This is a genomic window from Winogradskyella sp. 3972H.M.0a.05, from assembly GCF_040493455.1.
GTDB lineage: Bacteria > Bacteroidota > Bacteroidia > Flavobacteriales > Flavobacteriaceae > Microcosmobacter.
The window spans coordinates 12,410-33,101 of the sequence record NZ_JANFDA010000006.1; the positions used below are offsets into that span (position 1 = coordinate 12,410).

13 protein-coding genes are annotated in these 20,692 nt (G+C 36.9%); 3 read left to right on the forward strand and 10 right to left on the reverse strand.

Features of this window, described 5'->3' with window-relative positions:
- Positions 1–17: 17 nt before the first annotated feature.
- The 3 genes from NCE97_RS12325 to NCE97_RS12335 all read right to left on the reverse strand — a co-directional run bounded on the left by NCE97_RS12325 (position 18) and on the right by NCE97_RS12335 (position 9,619).
- On the reverse strand, positions 18–6,365 hold the full coding sequence (locus NCE97_RS12325) for a BspA family leucine-rich repeat surface protein (protein WP_353779575.1): 6,348 nt from the start codon (positions 6,363–6,365) through the stop codon (positions 18–20).
- Position 6,366: 1 nt separating this feature from the next.
- Entirely contained in the window at positions 6,367–6,579 is a 213-nt protein-coding gene (locus tag NCE97_RS12330) for a hypothetical protein (RefSeq protein WP_353779576.1), read from the reverse strand.
- A gap of 112 nt (positions 6,580–6,691) precedes the next feature.
- Positions 6,692–9,619: a triple tyrosine motif-containing protein gene (locus NCE97_RS12335; RefSeq protein ID WP_353779577.1), complete on the reverse strand. Its 2,928-nt coding sequence runs from the start codon at positions 9,617–9,619 to the stop codon at positions 6,692–6,694.
- A gap of 152 nt (positions 9,620–9,771) precedes the next feature.
- On the opposite strand from NCE97_RS12335, the gene NCE97_RS12340 reads away from it, so the two are divergent.
- Positions 9,772–11,046 carry an aryl-sulfate sulfotransferase gene (locus NCE97_RS12340; protein ID WP_353779578.1) on the forward strand — a complete coding sequence of 425 codons (1,275 nt, stop codon included), beginning with the start codon at positions 9,772–9,774 and terminating at the stop codon, positions 11,044–11,046.
- Positions 11,047–11,097: 51 nt separating this feature from the next.
- On the opposite strand, the gene NCE97_RS12345 is transcribed toward NCE97_RS12340, so the two are convergent.
- From NCE97_RS12345 to NCE97_RS12360, 4 genes are all read right to left on the reverse strand, one after another.
- The gene (locus NCE97_RS12345) at positions 11,098–12,171 is read right to left on the reverse strand and encodes a coiled-coil domain-containing protein (RefSeq protein ID WP_353779579.1); all 1,074 of its coding nucleotides are present in this window, start codon (positions 12,169–12,171) and stop codon (positions 11,098–11,100) included.
- A 106-nt stretch (positions 12,172–12,277) separates the two neighbouring features.
- The gene (locus NCE97_RS12350; RefSeq protein ID WP_353779580.1) at positions 12,278–13,057 is read right to left on the reverse strand and encodes a hypothetical protein; all 780 of its coding nucleotides are present in this window, start codon (positions 13,055–13,057) and stop codon (positions 12,278–12,280) included.
- Positions 13,044–13,607: an RNA polymerase sigma factor gene (locus NCE97_RS12355; protein ID WP_353779581.1), complete on the reverse strand. Its 564-nt coding sequence runs from the start codon at positions 13,605–13,607 to the stop codon at positions 13,044–13,046. The genes NCE97_RS12350 and NCE97_RS12355 overlap by 14 nt, the downstream gene beginning before the upstream one ends.
- A gap of 70 nt (positions 13,608–13,677) precedes the next feature.
- A complete protein-coding gene (locus tag NCE97_RS12360; RefSeq protein ID WP_353779582.1) occupies positions 13,678–14,655 on the reverse strand; it encodes a polyprenyl synthetase family protein in 978 nt (325 codons plus the stop codon).
- 159 nt (positions 14,656–14,814) lie between these two features.
- Here NCE97_RS12360 and NCE97_RS12365 point away from each other — a divergent pair, with 159 nt between their 5' ends.
- The gene (locus tag NCE97_RS12365; protein WP_353779583.1) at positions 14,815–15,741 is read left to right on the forward strand and encodes a T9SS type A sorting domain-containing protein; all 927 of its coding nucleotides are present in this window, start codon (positions 14,815–14,817) and stop codon (positions 15,739–15,741) included.
- Positions 15,742–15,940: 199 nt separating this feature from the next.
- Positions 15,941–17,182, forward strand: coding sequence for a T9SS type A sorting domain-containing protein (locus NCE97_RS12370; protein WP_353779584.1), 1,242 nt, complete (start codon positions 15,941–15,943; stop codon positions 17,180–17,182).
- Positions 17,183–17,229: 47 nt separating this feature from the next.
- On the opposite strand, the gene rlmN is transcribed toward NCE97_RS12370, so the two are convergent.
- From rlmN to NCE97_RS12385, 3 genes are all read right to left on the reverse strand, one after another.
- Positions 17,230–18,273 carry a dual-specificity RNA methyltransferase RlmN gene (gene rlmN, locus NCE97_RS12375; RefSeq protein WP_353779585.1) on the reverse strand — a complete coding sequence of 348 codons (1,044 nt, stop codon included), beginning with the start codon at positions 18,271–18,273 and terminating at the stop codon, positions 17,230–17,232.
- A 60-nt stretch (positions 18,274–18,333) separates the two neighbouring features.
- Complete coding sequence (gene queA, locus NCE97_RS12380) at positions 18,334–19,383, reverse strand: tRNA preQ1(34) S-adenosylmethionine ribosyltransferase-isomerase QueA (protein WP_353779586.1); 1,050 nt, start codon at positions 19,381–19,383, stop codon at positions 18,334–18,336.
- A 65-nt stretch (positions 19,384–19,448) separates the two neighbouring features.
- A complete protein-coding gene (locus NCE97_RS12385) occupies positions 19,449–20,681 on the reverse strand; it encodes a 3-phosphoshikimate 1-carboxyvinyltransferase (RefSeq protein ID WP_353779587.1) in 1,233 nt (410 codons plus the stop codon).
- Positions 20,682–20,692: the final 11 nt, after the last annotated feature.

Consider the following 20,692-nt stretch of genomic DNA (forward strand, 5'->3'; position numbering starts at 1 on the left):
TAAAGGGGTTATATGGTTTAATCATTGTTGAGTATCTGGTTGTTTCTTTGATCCATTTCCGTATCAAAGCCTATTCGCGCTGAAGGCACCATTGCTGGTAACTGCTCTAGGATGTTATAACCGTAGAATTGTAAAATTAGGTTGATAGGATGGTTTAGCACATTGTCTCTAAGTACGTTGGCATCATTCTCTGCACCGATGATGTTCGCTCCTCCCGTGAGATTGACGTCCTCGTTGGTGTAGCCCGATACCGTAAAGCCATAGAACTGAATGATCTGGTTGATCGGATCGTTGAGGATTGCGTCTCGGATCGTATTGGCATCATTTGGTGCACCGATGATGTTCACCTTACCATCCCCGTTGGCATCACCTGCCCACATTCCTTGCACTCCCGATGGCATGCCAAAACTCGTCTGGGCATTGGTGCCAAAAGTGGCAACACTGCCATCGGTGAAGTCGACCGTTGTGGCTGTTGCGTTTAGTGCTACCACTGAGGCGCTCATAATACCCAAGTGGTTGCGGTGCTTGATGGCTATATAATAACTGCTTGGGGATTGGACGAACTCCACTGGAGAGGACCCGTCAACATCCACCACGTCTCCATCGCGCTGCAAGAGCGCCGACCTGCTGTCGATGATGGTCGTATTGGAACTTCCGTCCCTCAGCTCAAGCCAGACCCAGTCAACTATCGCATCTGGTCCTGTGGTCGTGAGCACTGATCCGTTCATGGTTAGTCCATCTCCATATGGGCTAGTTGTTGGGACATAACCAGACAGCCTTAGATCATCACGCATTAAGCTTTCCTCTCCAAGATTTGGATTAAGACTTGCGCCTTGAAGGTAAACCTGCGGACTAATCTGTATAAAATTACAATCCAAACCACCATCGGTAATCGTCCAACCATATGTCGTATCTAGACTTATTCGTGCTGCTTCCCCATTACAATACGTACTGTTTCCACCGCTAAATGCCTCACCAGTTGGGATATCATCAATGCCATCGTTAGCTATACCACTACTATCTGTAGCCCAACCAATTAAGGTGGCATCGTAATTTGCCGTGGATAGCGTGGCATTAAAAAACATATTATTAATAGAATTTATACTGGACAAGTCCCAGTTGCCAAGGTCTTGGTCAAAACTTGAGGCATTGCGAAACATATTGTTCATATTTTCTACGCCACTTACATTCCATGAACTGATATCGCCATTAAATGCGGATGCCCCCTCAAACATTAGTTGCATAGTGCTTACGTTGGATACGTCCCAGCCGTTAAGATCCTGAGTAAAACTTGTAGCACCTCTAAATAGCTCATACATGTTTGTTATGTTTCCAACATCCCAAGAGTTAATATTTCCATTAAAGGAAGTAGCATTTCTAAACATACTAGCCATGTTTGTCACATTGCTTAAATCTGGTGTATCTATATCAGGATTTATAATGTTGAGATTACTACAATCCACAAATGCCAAATCCATACTCGTCCATGGGTTGCTCCCCCATTGTTCTATGGTAAGAATCTTATTGTTATCTCCAGAAACAGCAAAGAATATTTGTGGGAACTGCCCCCTTATGGCTACCGTATATTCGCCTATAGCTCCATAATCGTGCGTTATATTGCCTGTAACATTGGTACTTTCAGCATTAAACGTAATACCATCATAGGTCCAATCGACTTCGTAATTATAGGTGCCTCCAGGAAAAGTAGGGATGGTAATTTCTGTATCGCTTGAAGCTCCTGGATTATTCGTTTGCCAGATAGTTACAAATACCACATCTGTACAATCCAAACCACCATCGAGGATGGTCCAATTATATGTTGTATCCAGACTTATCCAGGCAGCTTCGCCGTTACAATAATTACTGAAACCGCCATTAAAATCAACACCTGAAGGCACATCATCTATGCCATCATCAGCAACACCACTGCTATCTGTAGCCCAGCCTATTAAAGTGGCATCATAATTGGCTGTGGATAATGTCGCAAGAGTCAACATACCACCCATAGAAAATACATTTGAGATATCCCAATCACCTAGATTTCGGTTAAAACTAGTTCTATTAAGCATGCGCAACATAGCTGTTACATTAGATACATCCCATGCAGTAATATCTCCATTAAATGCTGAGGCCCGATAGAACATATCATTCATGGAGGTTATATTACTGGTGTCCCAGTTTGAAATGTAATTCCCTGTAAAAGATGTTGCATCTTCAAACATGTCAAATGCCAATGTAACATTACTTAGATCTGGGGCATCGATATTCGGATTGGTAATATCAAGATTACTACACCCTTTAAATGCATTAGCCATACTCATCCATTTGATGCTTCCCCATTGCTCAATTGTGAGAATTTTATCTTTATCACCTGCGCCGTTAAAATAAATTTGAGGAAAGTTACCTCTAATGGCTACCGTATATTCGCCTATAGCTCCATAATTATGCGTAACATCACCAGTTACATTAGTGCTTTCGGCATTAAAGGTAACACCGTCATAGGTCCAATCTACGTCATAGTTATATCCTGTTCCTGTGGTTGGGATGGTAATTTCTGTATTACCTGAAACTCCGGGATTATCCGTTTTCCACGAGGTAACAAATACTTCACTCCTACAATCCAGTCCGCCATCTGTAATCGTCCAGGAATGTGTGGTGTCTAGACTTGTCCAGGCTGCTTCACCAAGGCAGTATTTACTGCTACCACCATGAAAGGTAATGCCCGAAGGAATGTCATCAATACCATCGTTACCCAAACCACTGCTATCAGCAGCCCACCCCATTAAAGTGGCATCATAGTTTGCGGTAGAAAGCGTTACACCATCAAACATATTCTCCATGTTTACAACACTACTTATATCCCAATCACCGAGGTTTTGATCAAAGCTAGTAGCATTATCAAACATACCGAACATAATGGTGACATTGGATACATCCCAACCACTTATATCTTGGTTAAAACTAGTGGCACCACTAAATGTAGTGACCATAGACGTTACAGAACTGGTATTCCATCCACTAATATCGCCATTAAATAGTGAAGCACCTCTAAACATACTATCCATGTCAGTGATAGTACTGGTGTCCCAATTAGCAATATAATCCCCTGTAAAAGACGTGGCATCACGAAACATATCAAAGGCTTCAGTAACATTAGAAAGATCTGGCGCATCAATATTCGGGTTGATTATATTGAGATTGGAACAGCCATTAAACGCGTTGACCATACTGGCCCATTGATTTGTTCCCCATTGATCTATGGTTAGAATTTTATCTTTGTCACCGGAATTTGCAAAGAATATATGCGGGAATAGACCTCTTATAGCCACCGTATAAGTCCCTGGTTCACCATAATCGTGGGTAATACTGCCTGTGACATTGGAATCTTCTGCATTAAAGGTGACACCGTCATAGGTCCAATCTACTTCGTAATTATATAAGCCATCAGCAAAAGGAATGATTGGTATGCTAATCTCAGTAGGGCCTGACGATCCTGGGTTATCCGTTTTCCATGTGGTCACAAACACCTCATTAATACAATCTTGCCCACCATCGGTAATGTCCCAGGAATACGTGGTTTCCAGATTTCCTCTTGCTGTTTCACCAACACAATACTTACTATTTCCGCCATTAAAGCTGAATCCTGATGGAATATCATCAACCATATCCCCATCTACACCACTGCTATCTGTTGCCCAACCTATCAAGGTGTCGTCATAATTTGCCGTGGATAATGTAGCTCCATTAAACATGCCATTCATATCAAGAATGCTCGATAGGTCCCAATTACTGAGTTCTTGATCAAAACTGGTGGCATTTAAGAACATCCCTATCATACTTTCTATGTTACTCACATCCCACGAACCAATATCTCTATTGAACGATGATGCATCTCTAAAGGTGCCTACCGTAGAAGTTACAGCACTGACATCCCATGCTCCAATATCACCGTTAAAGGATGAAGCACCTCTGAACATGTTAATCATATCGGTGATATTACTGACGTCCCAATTGGACATGTAATCCCCCGTAAATGACGTTGCATCACGGAACATATCAAAGGCCTCGGTAACATTGGAAAGATCTGGTGCATCGATATCAGGGTTTGTGATGTTGAGGTTAGAACAACCTCTAAATGCATTTGCCATACTAGACCATTGTACACTTCCCCATTGTTCAATTCTGAGGATCTTGTCTTTATCGCCTCCATTGTTAAAAAATATACGTGGGAAGTCACCTCTAATCGCTACCGTATATTCGCCTGGAGTACCATAATCGTGGGTAATACTGCTTGTAACATTGAAATCCTCGGCATTAAAGGTGATACCGTCGTAGGTCCAATCGACATCGTAGTCATACCCGCCACCTGTAGTTGGTATGGTAATCTGTGTAAGGATTGAGGTTCCTGGATTGTCAGTTTTCCAAGTGGTTACAAATACTTCATCTACACAATCCAAACCGCCATCGGTAATGTCCCAGTCATAAACCACAATTGCCGTTAATAAATTATGAGCTTCTAGAGCAAAACAATACTTACTATTACCTCCATTAAAAGTAATCCCTGAGGGAATGTCATCTATACCGTCATTATCTACACCACTACTATCCTTTGCCCAACCTATCAAGGTGTCGTCATAATTTGCCGTAGATAATGTAGCTCCAGAAAACATGCCATTCATCTCAATAATGCTCGACAAATCCCAATTGCTAAGCTCCTGATCAAAACTAATGGCATTTAAGAACATCCCTATCATACTTTGTACGTTACCCACGTTCCATGTTCCAATATCTCTATTGAACGAGGCGGCACCATTAAATGTATTGACCATAGACGTTACAGCACTGACGTCCCATGTACCAATATCACCGTTAAATGATGATGCGCCTCTGAACATGTTAATCATGTCGGTAATATTACTAGTGTCCCAACTAGCAATATAATCTCCAGTAAACGAGGTGGCATCACGGAACATATCAAAGGCCTCGGTAACATTGGAAAGATCTGGTGCATCGATATCAGGGTTTGTAATATTAAGGTTAGAACAGCCTCTGAACGCATTTGCCATGCTTATCCACTGGGTGTTTCCCCATTGTTCAATTCTGAGAATTTTATCTTTATCGCCTCCATTATTAAAAAATATACGTGGGAAGTCACCTCTAATCGCTACTGTGTATTCGCCTGAAGCACCATAATCGTGTGTAATACTGCCAGTGACATTAGAATCCTCGGCATTAAAGGTGACACCATCGTAGGTCCAATCCACATCATAATCATAGCCGCCACCTGTAGTAGGTATGGTAATTTCCGTAGAACTTGAGGTTCCAGGGTTGTCCGTTTTCCAAGTGGTGACAAACGCTGATTCGGTGCAATTAAACCCCCCATCAGTAATGGTCCAGTCATAGGCCACAAGTGCCGTTAATAAGTTATGCTCTGGTTGGGCAAAACAATATAAGCTGTTTCCGCCATGAAAGTTAATATTCGAAGGAATATCATCTATGCCATCGTCATCTATACCACTACTATCATTAGCCCACCCTATTAAAGTGTTGTCATAATTTACCGTGGATAATGTAGCTCCATTAAACATATCAAACATATTGTTTACACTAGACAAGTCCCAATCACCAAGATCTTGATCAAAACTAGAAGCATTAAAAAACATACGTAGCATGGTGATCACATTTGAAACATCCCAACCACTGATATCCTGATTAAAACTAGTAGCATTCTCAAACATGTTGTGCATGCGTGTAACATTTGAAACATTCCAACCACTGATATCGCCATTAAATGAAGTGGCATTATTAAACATGCCTTCCATACTATCAATCGTACTTACATCCCAATTGGAAATATAATCACCTGTAAATGAGGTAGCACCTTTAAACATATTCTGCAGGCTTGTTACATTGCTTAGGTCTGGTGTATCGATATTGGGGTTGGTAATATTGAGGTTAGAACAACCTTGGAAAGCACCATCTAAAAATATCCATGGACCATCACCCCATTGCTCTATGGTCAATATCTTTTTATTATCAGTAGGAGACGAGATATTATCACCACCAAAGTCAAGATCTGCTATCACACCACTTATAGCTACTGTATAAATACCAGGAGTGCCATAATCGTGTTCAGCAAAACCAACTTGATAAAGCTCTAATTCAGGGTCAAAGGTCACACCATCATAAGTCCAATCTACAAAATAGAAATTGCTAACTCCATGAGTGGGAATTCTAATGCTCGTAGAATTTGTTACTCCTGGGTTGTCCGTTTTCCAGGTCGTAATGAATAAATTTTCGTTTTGTGCTTTTACATTTATGAAGCACAATAGTAATGTAATGAGTAAAGGGGTTGCTCGTTTCATTTTATACGTTTTTATTTTCGGTTAATAGTTGCTGTTCTAACTCTTCCAACTTTTTGAGCTCTTTTTCAAGACGCTTATTTTCAACTTGTATTTGTTTTTGATCTGAACTAAAGTCACTTGACCCAAACAGTATTCTTTTTATAATTTTTAGAATTTTCAAAGGCTCTAGTTTTAAGAATTCGAAATGATTAACTCTTCCGATTTTAATCTTCATTAAAAGTATACTAGCATGTATGAAAATGAAGAATTTTGGCTATAGACAAATTATGAACAAAACAGATATTAATATTTGCAAACATCTGTTTATCAATATTTTAAAAAATATTTTAGAAACCTTTTAAAAACGCATCTAGATCTGTATCTGAAGTCATATTGAGCTTCTTTCTAAGGCGATATCGGCTTGTGTAGACAGAAGAAATGTCTACATTTTGAAGTGTTGCAATGTCATGATTATCTAAACTAAGGCGTATTAATGAACATAACTTTAGTTCGGTTTTTGAAAGATCTGGATAGCGTTGCAATAGCGAATTATAAAACTCATTACTTAGCACATCAATGCGTTTTTGAAAGTTAATGTTACTAGCCATAACATTGTTCTTTTCTTTGATTTCTCTTTCCAGATCGACTAAAGCAGCTCCTTTTTTTCTGCCTTTAGCCTCCTTAATCTCTTCCATTTTGGATAGTAAATAATTATTCCATTGCTGATTCTGAGATATATTAATGGCAAAGTCTGATAAATCTTTTTTCTTATATTCAATTTCCGTTTTAAGGAGTTTGTTTTCCATTTTTGTCAATTCTATACGTTGCCTTTTGCGCATTATATTTTCTCTATATAATAAAATCAACAAAAAGCCTGCAACTACAGATATGGAATACATCATATAAGCAACAAAACTGAGGTACCATGGAGGTTTTATTGAAAAGGCGAATTCTCCTATTTCGCTTTCAATACCGTATATATTTTTAGCTCTTACCTTGAAAGTATAATCTCCTCCTGGTAGGTTTGTGTATTCTTTCTTGTTCTTCACAGACCAATCGGACCAATTATCGTCATAGCCTTCTAAAGCATATTGGTATTGTGTTTTTTCTGGCATATCATAGCTCGTAGACGCGTAAGAAAATGAGATGGCTTTTCGAGAATAATTATACGTATCGGGCTGTCGTATTTTTTGATCGTCTAACCAATTGCCACTATACACCAACGAATCTTCTTCTATCAATACTTGCCTTATTAAAGCATGGTATTTAGCACCGTAAGGGCGTTTAATCTTAGAATTATATGTTATTAAGCCATCGAGCTTGCCTAAGTATAATCGATCAGTGTTATGTGGGTCAGAGAATAAGCTAATAAAGGTAGTACCGATAGTTCTATTCAATTCTGGCACCTCTTGCCATGTATATTGATCGTTTTCGGGGACTAGTTTAACTATGCTATTTTCTGTAGCATTAGTATATATCCATAAGGATTTATCAATAGCTTCTCTGATAATATTAACTGTTACAGTTGTATCAGCTAATCTAGGATGAAGTCTATCGTCCAATACCAATTGTCCAGTGATGCTATCAATTTTTCGCAATCCCACACTTGTGGCAAACTCTACTTTATTATTGATATAATATAATCTGGAGCGAAATACGGTAGTAGTATCTTGTTTAGTGTAGCGCTGTTGAATTATTTGTAAAGTATCTTGACTATTAATCTGTCCTTGATCTAAAGATCCTGATTTTAAATCTGGTATTTCTAAGCGTAAGTAACCATTATTACGGGTTCCTAACCAAACGACACCTGGAGCTTCTTCTTCAATTTCTCTAATTTGTTCTTTAACTTTAGGATAAACATATATTGGCTCCCATTTGTTTTCTACTTTACGCAATATGGCAAATCCATAGCTATTGCCTCCACTTCCGATGAAAACAATATTAGGGTCAAACCGAGATGCTTTCACCTTTACAGGAACCTCCTTATCTATAATTTTCAAAGCTTCATTATTTTCAAATTCAAAAGTCCCTAGATAGGGGAATGCAGCCATAAGTTTATCTCCATTTGATTCTAATGAAAAAACATTGTCTGTTATATCAGATACTTTTTGGAAACGGGTTGAGACACTATCTGAAGCCATCTTGTAAACACCTAAATTTGAAGCTATGTATAATTCCCCTTTGTGCACCTTAAAGTCTTTCACTCTACCTTCTAATTGAGATTCTACTCCAAAACATTGTAATGGACTAGGCGTTTCTATTCTTGAAACCCCTTGGGAAGTTGCTAGCCATAATCCTCCTTGAGAATCGATGTAAGAGCCCAAAATATTGTTGCTCAACAATCCTAAAGACTTATTAATTTCTTGTAGAATTTGACCTTGTTCATTAATAATCAATAATCCTGCTTTATTGGTAGATAATGCCAAGGTACCATCAGATAATCTTTGTATATCGTATATTCGATTAGTTGCTAAAAGGTTTTCCAGTTTCTCGCTTACGATATGTCTTCTTACCGCAGTTCCATCATAAGCAAAGAAGCCATTTGATAAGGTACATATGAACAGTTCGTCACTGTTTTGAAAAGGAAGAACTCTTAAAACTTCTTTTTGAAGTATGCCTTTCCCTCCATAGATGGGTTTGGCTTCATCATTTTCAAAAGTCATTATACCTTTCCGATAAACCCAAAAGTACAAGTCATTATCAATAATTGATACACCATTGACTTCTTCCTTTGTATCTATGGATTCATAATTTAATGTAGTGGCTACACTATCACCTTCAATCTCATCGGGGTTGAAGCTTAAAATATGACCTAAGGACTGAACATAAACCCGACCTTCAAAATAATGAATACTCCAAATATCTTTTAATTCATTGGAGAGTTTTGGAAGGCTATTCGTTAGTGACATGAATTTCAATTCTCCGGTATGGTCGTTGTCCAAGTATCCAAAATCGCCTTGAGCTCCGTAGTAAATTCTACCGTTAGGATCTTTCCCCAAAGAACGTACAGTAGTTTTATTTGGTGTTTCGTATAGCCTCCATGTGATACCATCAAATGTCAACAGGCCACTACTATTGCCTACATAGATAATCCCTTTTTCATCTTGAATTATGGCCCAGTTTTGCCTATGCGCGTTATAATCTGAAGGCTCGTAATGCGTCATGTAAGGCACACCGTAAAGTCTATGGCTTGTTGAATCTTTCTGTGCAAAAAGAGAAAGACTAATAATGATAAAAAAAGTACAGACGAGTTCCTTGAGCATAGCTAATCTCATGGCCTTACTAATTATTCGCAAAACCTAGGCTAAGTTAATAAAACTTTATTCTAGAATATAGTTTCACCTCATATAACTATGTATTATTAGAGTTAAAGCAGTTGATTTTTTATTAATAATTACTTCCTTTAATTATATTTACAAAAAAAGCAATGATGAGATATAGATATACCTACCTCGCAGTATTAATGATACTACTATTTTCTGGATGTCAGTCCGATGACGACACAACTTCTCCTCCACCTACACCAGATTTAACTGAAAATATAGATGTGTATAATGCCAGTCTCGTAGAAAACAATTTGGTTTTGGCTATAGAAAATGGTGGCGAAGTATCTTACCTACTCGATAAAGCTGGAAACAGGGTAAAGGAATGGAATTTTGACAGTAGATTAGGTAATGACCTTGAGTTAATGGATGATGGCCGCCTTATTGGTATGTTTAAAGCTGAAGGTCCTGATTTTAGTTTTGGTGGTTTTGGTGGCTTATTAAAAATCTTAGATAGTGATGGCAATACGGAATGGGAATACACTTACTCTAATGCTAATGAATTAGCGCACCATGATGTAGAAATGCTTCCTAATGGAAATGTACTTTTTATTGCTTGGGAAAGAATAGGTTCGATTGCTGCTGCTGGTGAAGGTGTAAATAGTACTGTTGATATTTTTCCTGAAGTTCTCTTAGAAATAAACCCAAGTAATAATGAAATTGTTTGGCAATGGCACAGCATGGATCATATAGTTCAGGACATGTTCCCAACAGCCAATAATTTTGGTGATGTTAGTGATAATCCTCAGCTAATTGATATTAACTACAATATTGTTGAAAATGGAGACATTATGCATGCCAATGGTATTGATTACGATCCCATCAACGATCTTATTTACTTTAGTATAAATGGCTATAGTGAAGTTTGGGTTATAGATCATAGTACGACTACGGAAGAAGCTGCAACAAGTTCTGGTGGTAACTTTAACAAAGGTGGCGACTTAGTCTACAGGTTTGGTAATCCTGAAGCTTATGATAATGTTGGTACGCGCCTTTTCTATAACAATCATTTCCCTAATTTATTAGAAGGCAATGAGCCTGGAGCAGGAAATATTTTAGTCTACAATAATGGCAATGACGTTGAACAATCTACTGTTTATGAATTGGATTTACCTGAGCCACTTAGTTTGACAGCCAATGCTAATAATGAGCCTGCTATTGTATGGAGTTTTACTGATCCTGATCTATTCTTTGGTAGAATTTCTGGAGCTGTACGTTTACCTGGAGGAAATACCTTGATTGCTGAAGGTGATTTTGGTTTATGGGAAGTAACACCTCAAGGACAGGTTGCCTGGAAATACAATGGTCTTGGCACAAGTTTTTGGAGATGCTATGGTTATAGTCTAGATTCTGAAGCGATATCTAATGTAGGGCTATAAAAAAGCCTCAAGCATAAACATACTCAAGGCTTTTCATAATTGCCCGACTGGTTAATCGAAATCAAAACGTATACCAAGTGACACATTATTTTGATCTACAGATTGGTCTTTGAATATTGTGTTGAGGTCGTATTTAAGATACAAACTTGTATTGCCTACTCCAACATATCCACTAAGTCCATAGACAAAATCTGACGTGTTGTAATTGCGACGTATCTTTTGCTTTACTCTATCTCCATCTTCTTTGAACTTTAGCTTCTGCTGTGTGCCTATTCTGAATCCTGCATATCCTCCAATACCTACTTTGAATTTCTTATACGTGCTGTATCTAAAGTAAGTCTTACGCTCTATTTTACGTGAAGGCCCAAACTCCAAGTGAACAGGGAATACAAGATTAGTCACTCTAAACTCGGATTTCCTAAGATCTGTTGGAAAGGTTTCCAAAGTTGTCATGTCTCCATTTTGAACAAAATACTGATCGTCTTTTGGGTTTAGTTTATTCCATTGAAATGAGAATCCATACTTAAGGCGAAGTGCATTAGATTCTTTTAATAATCTATACTTCCAAGCCCAACCCAGTTCAACAAAACCTGAACCTCCAATTTTGTAAGGTGTATCACTTAGCCCTTTTCCTTCTATTATGGAGTTGTTGAGTCCTATGGCAAATACTAAATCGCTTGTTGTTCTTCTATCATATTTTCGAGGTTTGTTCTTAGATCGGATGCTAAACCCTGTGAATTTTCCTATGCTAACTCCTATCTGGGTAACTTCAACATTATCATCTTTGTAGTCTTCTTCATTACGTTCTAATAAAGCAATTTTATTATCTATAATTGCCAATCTATTCTCAATATTTAAAGCGCGTTTTTTTGCTAATTCCTTTTTTAGCTTGTCGGCTTCTGCTTGTGTTAACTCCCCTCTTTCTAAGCGCTCATTAACGGATTCAATCTCTGTCTTAAGGAACTCTCGTTCTTCTTTTTTGATCGTTTCTTTAAGCTCTTTCAAAGATTGAATCTTGTAATAGTTTTTTGTTTCGGTACTATCTTTTGAGACTTCTTGTGCTTCTAATTGTGTTGCGCTAAGACATAGGATTAGCAGCACTACATATTTAGTAATAGTGTTCATAATTGTTGTTTTTAATTGATGTTGAATCGGTCACTCCGAGAGCTTCAGTGACCTAATGCTATTGTTTTTGATGACCGAGGCTCTCGGAGTCATCATTTAACCTAACTTAATTATTACGCTCGGCGACTGCAGTTTTGACCGAATCGTAACTATTTTTTAAGGCGTCAAAAACCTTAGCCCTAAAGGATTGTTCTAATTCGCCTTCAACGTCTTGAAGCAATGCGTCTGCATCTACGGTTTTAGAACTCTCATTAAATATCTTGTTACTTAATAATTCTTTTTGTGCCAAATTGAGCAGCGAATCTATTTCGCGATCTGTAGCTTTCGTTCCATTGTCATTTAGTGTTGTAATTTGAGCAATGACATCTTTTACTTTTTGCTCTTCAAAACTTAACTCTGCCTTATTTAGAGCAACAACACTTTCCTCTTGTTCAGTTTCTTTCTTGGTATCATTGAATGCTACAAGCTCTTTCTTTGGTGTTTTAATGACCTGATTTGCTTTTTGTTTTGCCTTTGGTTGCTTCAGAATATTATCTGGTTTAACAGCATCTTTTTTCTCTTCAGGTATAGTGATTTCATCTTCAACGTCATTCTTCTCTACATCTTCTAAAACGATAGCTTCCTCTATTGTATCGTTAGTATCTTCGGTAGTATCTACAATTTCAGGAGTAATAGTTCCTTCTTCATTGTTAATGAACATAACGCCACTAAAAATGAGTATCGCTACACTTGCCGCTATTCCTATCCACCAATAGCCAAATCTTTTACTCGATGATTCTTGTTCATCCAATCGACCTGCTAGTTTTGACCAAGCTTCACTAGATGGCTGTATAGTTCGCTTTTCGAGCTTTTCTTTCATGTTCTCCTCAAACTTAATTGGTGCCATAACTCGTTGTATTTAATTCTTTAATTCTTTGTTGTAGCAATTGTCTTGCTTTAAATAATTGAGACTTTGAAGTCCCTTCAGAGATGTTGAGCATCTCTGCAATTTCATAATGCTTATAGCCTTCAATAGCATACATTACGAATACCATTCTATAACCTTCTGGAAGCTGATCTATAACCTCTTGTATTTGCGCCACTTCCATTTCAGATTTAATATTATTAGAAGAATCTTCGTTGACTTCAATCTCTTCTACAGAAAATTCTATATTTTTTTGTTTCCTGATGAATGAGATAGATTCTCTAATCATTATTCGTCTTATCCAACCTTCAAAACTTCCGTCTGCTTTGAATGATTTCAAACTCTTGAAAACTTTAAAAAACCCATTGAGCATTGCTTCCTCTGCTTGTTGTAAGTCTTTGATATAATATCTACAGACGCTTAGCATTTTTGGTGCATGGAGCTCATATATTATATGCTGTGCTTCGCGATTGTTTTTAATCGCTTTTTTTATAAGCTGAGCTTCGTTGTTATGCAGTTGAATAACTTTCAAAAGAGGGTTCATTTAGTCTTCTATTTATAAAGACGCAAATATTGTGCAAAGGGTTGCCTGAGGTAAAAAATTATTTTTTCCTATCTATTACATAATTAACCATGAGCTCTAAAGAAGCCTTGTACTGTGAGTCTTCGTAGCCAGAAATTAACTGTAATGCTTCGTTTTTATAAGCATTCATTTTTTCGATGGCATATTCCAAACCTCCATTTTTCTTTACAAAGGCTATGACTTCCTTTACGCGCTTTTTGTCTTTATTATGATTCTTGATAGAATTGATGAGCCACTTTTTTTCTTTTTGAGAGCATTTATTAAGAACATGGATTAGTGGTAATGTCATTTTCTGTTCTTTGATGTCTATTCCTGTTGGCTTGCCTATTTTTTCTTCTCCATAGTCAAATAAATCATCTTTAATTTGAAAAGCCATACCAATAAGCTCACCGAACTTACGCATTGTTTCTACTTCGTTACTGGCAGGTTTTACAGATGCTGCTCCCAAACTACAACAAGCTGCTATTAAGGTTGCCGTTTTCTGACGAATAATTTCATAATAGACAGGTTCAGTAATGTCCAACTGTCTTGCCTTTTCAATTTGGAGTAATTCGCCTTCACTCATTTCTCTTACTGCCACTGAGATAATTTTTAACAGATCAAAATCATTATTATCAATAGAGAGTAAGAGTCCTTTGGATAAGAGATAATCACCAATGAGGACTGCAATTTTGTTTTTCCAAAGTGCATTAATGGAGAAAAATCCGCGTCGCCTATTGCTATCATCTACGACATCATCATGAACTAAAGTAGCTGTGTGTATTAATTCTATTACTGAAGCACCTCGATAGGTTCTCTCACTCACAGTACCATTATTGAGCATTTTTGCCACCAAAAACACAAACATTGGTCGCATTTGCTTTCCTTTTCTGTTGACGATATAATGAGTGATACGATTGAGCAATGCTACTTTACTAGACATAGATAATTGGAACTTTTGCTCAAAAAGATCCATCTCAAAAGCTATAGGCTGCTTTATTTGCTCTACAATTTTCAATAAAATAGAATTAAAATCATAAGTCTAGCAAACTTAAAAAAAATAGTGCCGTTCACCTACATAATCTGTATTTTGAAGGAAATAACACACAATACATACAATAACTAACTGTATTTTAGTAGCTTTACTTGTTGTTAATTAATCTAAAAAATCTTGTTTATGAAAAAAATTACGCTATTGGTAGTTAGCTTATTAACTACTTTTTTCGCCTTAGGGCAAGAAACTATCTCCTTTGAGTCTGCAGAAAGTTATTCTCTTGGAGATATTAACACTCAAAATAATTGGTCTGTCACTGGTTGTGGACCTGGTTGTTTTGTTGCTAATCAGGATGTATCTAACGAACAATCCTCTGATGGTTCGTTTTCTCTAAAAATTGATCAAGATGGTGCATTCTCTGGTCAATCCAATCCTGTTGTAGGTGCATTCTATACATATGCAGCTGAAATACCTAATGCTTCTGCTACTTTTTCTGCTGATATGTTTATAGACACATTTGATTCTGCAAATACTTCAGATTATATATTTGGTTTAGTAAATACTACTGAAGCCGTTTTTAGAACTTACATTCGATTTACTTTTGAAGGTAATATCACAGTCTTAGTAACTGAAGGTGATGCTGTACAGCTAGTGGATACCATGCAAGATTGGACTCCGCTAACCTGGTTTAATGTTAGAATAGAAATAACAAATGATGCTGTAGAGTTTTTCATCGACGATGTTTCTATTTACTCTGGTACATTAGCAACATCTGGATCTATTGAGCAAGTGCAGTTTGCTCATGATAATTTTGCTGGTTTTGCTCATATAGACAACTTTAGAACTAATGATGAAGATTTGTCAGTTGAAAGTTTTGAAAATAACGCATTTAGTTATTTCTATAACAAAACCACTAAATCTCTAGAGTTAGACGCTTCTAGCCCATTACAGAATGTTGAGATTTATAATATACTTGGACAAAAGGTAATTAGTAACACACTAAACCAAACGTCTGAATCTATTGATTTACAACAATTAACTAACGGCGTTTATTTAGCTAGAATAGAAACTGAAAATGGTTCTAAATCCGTTAAGTTTCTGAAGCAATAAATCTAGTTTGAAAGTCATAAAAAAGGCGGCATCTAGCCGCTTTTTTATTCCTAATGGTAGACAATTTAGGTTTCTGTTAGAATAAGGTTTTGGTCTCACAATAACCTTATGAAAAACGTTAAAATAACCTAAATTAGCCCTTGTCAATCATTTTATTTTTAACTTTAAATCTATTAATCTAATTTTCAAATCAATTTTTATGAAAAAAATTACTCTATTAATCTTGGCTTTTGTAGCCTTTAATTTTAATTATGCACAAGACACCTGTGCTACTGCAACAGTAGTAACTGCAGGAACTACTACAGTCGCAGCTGTAGATGGTACTGAAGTTCCGGTTCCAGAATGTGCAGCGAATGCGGCAGACCCAGATCCAAGAACAGCTGGAGAGTGGTTTGTTTACACAGCTACTATAGACGGTATTACCAATGTAACAACTGATTTACCTCAAAATGCAGGAGGAGATACCAGAGTTCATATTTACACAGGTAGTTGTGCCGCTTTAACTTGTTTTGCTGGCAATGATGATATTGCAGCAGGCAACTATTTATCTGATGTTACATTCCCTGTACAGATGGGAACTACTTATTACATTGCTTGGGATGACCGTTGGAGTGCAGCTGGTTTTGATTTTGAATTGACAGAAACTCCTGTAGATTGCAGCACAACTAGCCCTTACACTTATAACTTTGCAGATTTCAATACTTTTGTTGGTTGCTATACTATAGAAGATGCCAATACAGACGGGACTTCTTGGGGTTATAATAACGGAAATGATTTTGATGGTGATACTGTAAATGATCCTGTTGGATTAGTATTTCCTCCAAACCCAACTGTAACTAAAGACGATTGGTTATTTACACCTGCATTTAATGGTGTTGCAAATGCTGAGTATGAAATTACTGTAGTATACAATGCTTTCGATAACCCTGTAGCTGCTGATGAGTCATTTGAAATTGTTGTTTTAGATGCTCCTTCATCTACAGCTGGTACGCAAAGTGTTATAGGTAGTTATTCTGGGATTACTCAAAGTGGAGCTGGTGTAGCAGATCTTTTACCAAATGCATATACTGATAGTGCGACATATACGCCTACGGCAGATGGTACGTTCTATTTTGCTATTCACACTACTACGCCAATGGCTACTAGTGGTATTTTCACTCTATTCAGTATTAGTGTTAATGAGACATTAAGTATTCCTGAATTTGAGGCAAATGTGTTTAAGCACAATTATGATAAAAACACTGAGTCATTATCTTTAGAATCTTCTAATCTTCCTTTGACAGGTATAGAAATTTACAGTATTCTAGGACAAAATGTGTTATCAAACACACTTTCTTCTAATGAAGAAACTGTAAACTTATCTTCTCTTACTGATGGTGTTTATTTAGCTAAAGTAAGTATTGAAGGTGGTTCTCAAACCATAAAGTTTGTTAAGCAATAAACATTCAATTATACAATAAAAAAAAAGCGGCTTAAGAGCCGCTTTTTTTATTGTGTTTTATTGGCCAATTGACCACATGCTGCATCAATATCTTTTCCTCTAGATCGCCTTATGGTAACCGTTATATTATTGGCTTCTAGTATAGATGTATACATATCTATGGCCTTAGAACTTGCTTGTTGAAACTCACCATCATCGATAGGATTATACTCTATAAGGTTTACTTTGCTTGGCGCAAACTTGCAAAATTTAATTAAGGCATCCACGTCTTTCTTAGTATCATTGATACCTTCCCACACAACATACTCATAGGTAATTCGATTCTTAGTTTTTGCATACCAATATTCCAAGGCCTCTCTTAAATCTTTCAAAGGAAATGTCGCATTAAAAGGCATAATGGATGTCCTTACCTCATCTATAGCTGAATGTAAAGACACTGCAAGTTTAAACTTTACGTTTTCATCAGCCATTTTTTTAATCATCTTTGGGACGCCAGATGTTGATACTGTAATCCGCTTTGGTGACATTCCCAATCCTTCGGGAGACGTAATTTTATCTATGGCTTTGAGTACATTGTTATAATTCATTAATGGTTCTCCCATTCCCATGAAGACAATATTACTCAATGGTCTATCGTGATACAATCTGCTTTCATTATCGATCGCAACCACCTGATCATAGATTTCATCTGGATTGAGGTTTCGCATTCGTTTAAGCCTCGCTGTAGCACAGAACCTGCAATCTAAACTGCATCCAACCTGAGAAGACACACAGGCAGTTGTTCTGGTAGGTGTAGGAATAAGAACAGACTCAACTGTTAACCCATCATGAAGTCGTACAGCATTTTTTATGGTCCCATCACTACTTCGCTGCATCTGATCAACTTTGATATGATTAATTACAAAGTTGTCTTCCAACATTTGCCTTGTAGCTTTAGAGATATTGGTCATGTCCTCAAAGCTATGTGCAGATTTCTGCCATAACCATTCGTAAACCTGATTTCCTCTAAAAGCCTTATCTCCTTGACTCTCAAAAAAATCTCGAAGCTGCTGTTTTGTAAATGCTCTTATGTCTCTTTTTTCTGCTTTCACTGTTACAAAAATAAAAAGCCTTGATTAAATCAAGGCTTTCCTTATTTTATTAATCTTATGTTAGATGATCAACATTGCATCTCCATAAGTATAGAATCTATATTTTTCTTTTACTGCTTCTTCATAAGCACGCTTGATAAAATCGTGACCAGCAAATGCAGAAACCATCATTAATAGCGTAGATTTTGGTGTATGGAAATTGGTAACCATACTATTAGCTATGCTAAAATCGTAAGGTGGAAAAATGAACTTATTTGTCCATCCGTAGAATTCATTTAGAGTTCCTTCTGAAGACACCGAACTTTCTATCGCTCTCATAGATGTTGTGCCAATAGCACAGACACGTTTCTTATTAGCAATAGCATTATTTACTATATCTGTAGCTTTTTCGTCGATAGTAACTTCTTCACTATCCATTTTGTGCTTCGATAAATCTTCTACTTCTACTGGATTGAATGTTCCAAGACCAACATGTAATGTTACTTCTGCCTTTTCTATTCCTTTAATTTCTAATCTTTTCAGTAGGTGTTTAGAAAAGTGCAATCCTGCTGTCGGAGCAGCTACAGCACCTTCGTTCTTTGCAAAAATTGTTTGGTACCGCTCTTCGTCCTGAGGTTCTACTTCTCTTTTGATATATTTTGGAAGCGGAGTTTCTCCAAGCTCATTAAGTTTATTTCTAAACTCTTTGTATGATCCATCGTATAGGAAGCGTAATGTTCTACCTCTAGAGGTTGTGTTATCTATAACCTCAGCAACTAACGAATCGTCATCTCCAAAATAGAGTTTATTTCCTATTCTTATTTTTCTAGCAGGATCAACCAACACATCCCATAATCTCTGTTCTTCATTTAATTCTCTTAATAAAAATACTTCTATCCTTGCTCCAGTTTTTTCTTTATTTCCATATAATCTAGCTGGAAACACTTTTGTGTTATTCAAGATCATTACATCACCTTCATCAAAATAATCGATAAGGTCTTTGAACTGTTTGTGTTCAATAGTTTGTTGCTCTCTATTGAGCACCATTAATCTTGCTTCATCTCTGTTTTCTGCAGGATGTTCCGCTAATAATTCTTCTGGAAGGTCAAAATTGAAGTGTGATAGTTTCATCTATTAATTTTTTTCAAGCTGCAAATATACAATCTCGAAGTAGGCCTTGTCAAGTATTTAATGAATTATTCTTTAGACTTAATGCCTATTTTTTCTAAGTCTGTCCAAAAATCGGGGTAAGATTTGGAAACAACATCATGTTCATTGATGGTTATTGGGACTCTAAGTGCCAAAGGAGCAAAAGCCATCGCCATTCTATGGTCCTTATAAGTGTCAATAGCAATATCCTCTTTTATTTTTTTTGAAGCGAATAACTGAAGGGAATCATCTGTAATATGAACTTTAGCACCTAGTTTCTCTAATTCAGTTTTTAAAGCCACTAATCGATCTGTTTCTTTTATCTTCAATGTGTGAAGCCCTGTGAGATCACATCCTATGCCGTGTCCAAAGGCAGTAACAGCTATAGTTTGCGCAATATCTGGAGCGTTAGATAAATCTAGATTGATTATGGTATCGTCGTTAACGTCTTCAATTTTATTTAATATGATGGCGTTATCAATAAACGTCGTCTCAACTCCAAATTCTTTATATATCTCTGCCAGAACTGAATCTCCTTGTAATGAGTCTTTTTTGTATGATGATAATTGCAGCTTAGTCCCAACTTTACTTAGAGCTACAATGCTATAAAAGTAAGATACCGAAGACCAATCGGATTCAATGACAAGCGTATCTGTTTCTATTTGTACTTCATTAAAAGGCTCAACCTCGATTACATTCTCTTCAAAATTTGTTTTGACTCCAATTTCATTCAATAAAGCCAATGTCATTTTGATATATGGTACTGAAGTAATCTTTCCTTTTAAAGTCAGCTTCAATCCATTATTTAGCGAAGGTGCAATAAGCAATAATGCTGATATATATTGGCTACTTACATCTGCCTTTAATTCTACTTCCTTTTCGGTTATGGATTTACCTTTTATTTTGAGTGGAGGACAGCCTTCTGTTTCTAAATATGATATCTCTGACCCAAGAGATCGAAGTGCTTCAACTAGTATCTTAATTGGTCGCTCTTTCATCCTTGAAGAACCTGTCAATATCACATCACTTTCACTACGTGTAGCAAAGTAAGCTGTCAGAAAACGCATTGCTGTCCCTGCATGGTGAATATCAACTAGACCGCTTTGATTCTTAAAAGCAGCTTGCATTAGTTGTGTATCATCAGAATTGGATAGGTTTTCAATCTGTATTGCAGGATAAAGGGCTTGTAACAATAAAGCTCTATTGGACTCACTCTTTGAACCCGTAATACTTATAGTTTGATTATTTAAAACTGAAGATTTATGAAGATGTTTTTGCATAAAATCTAATA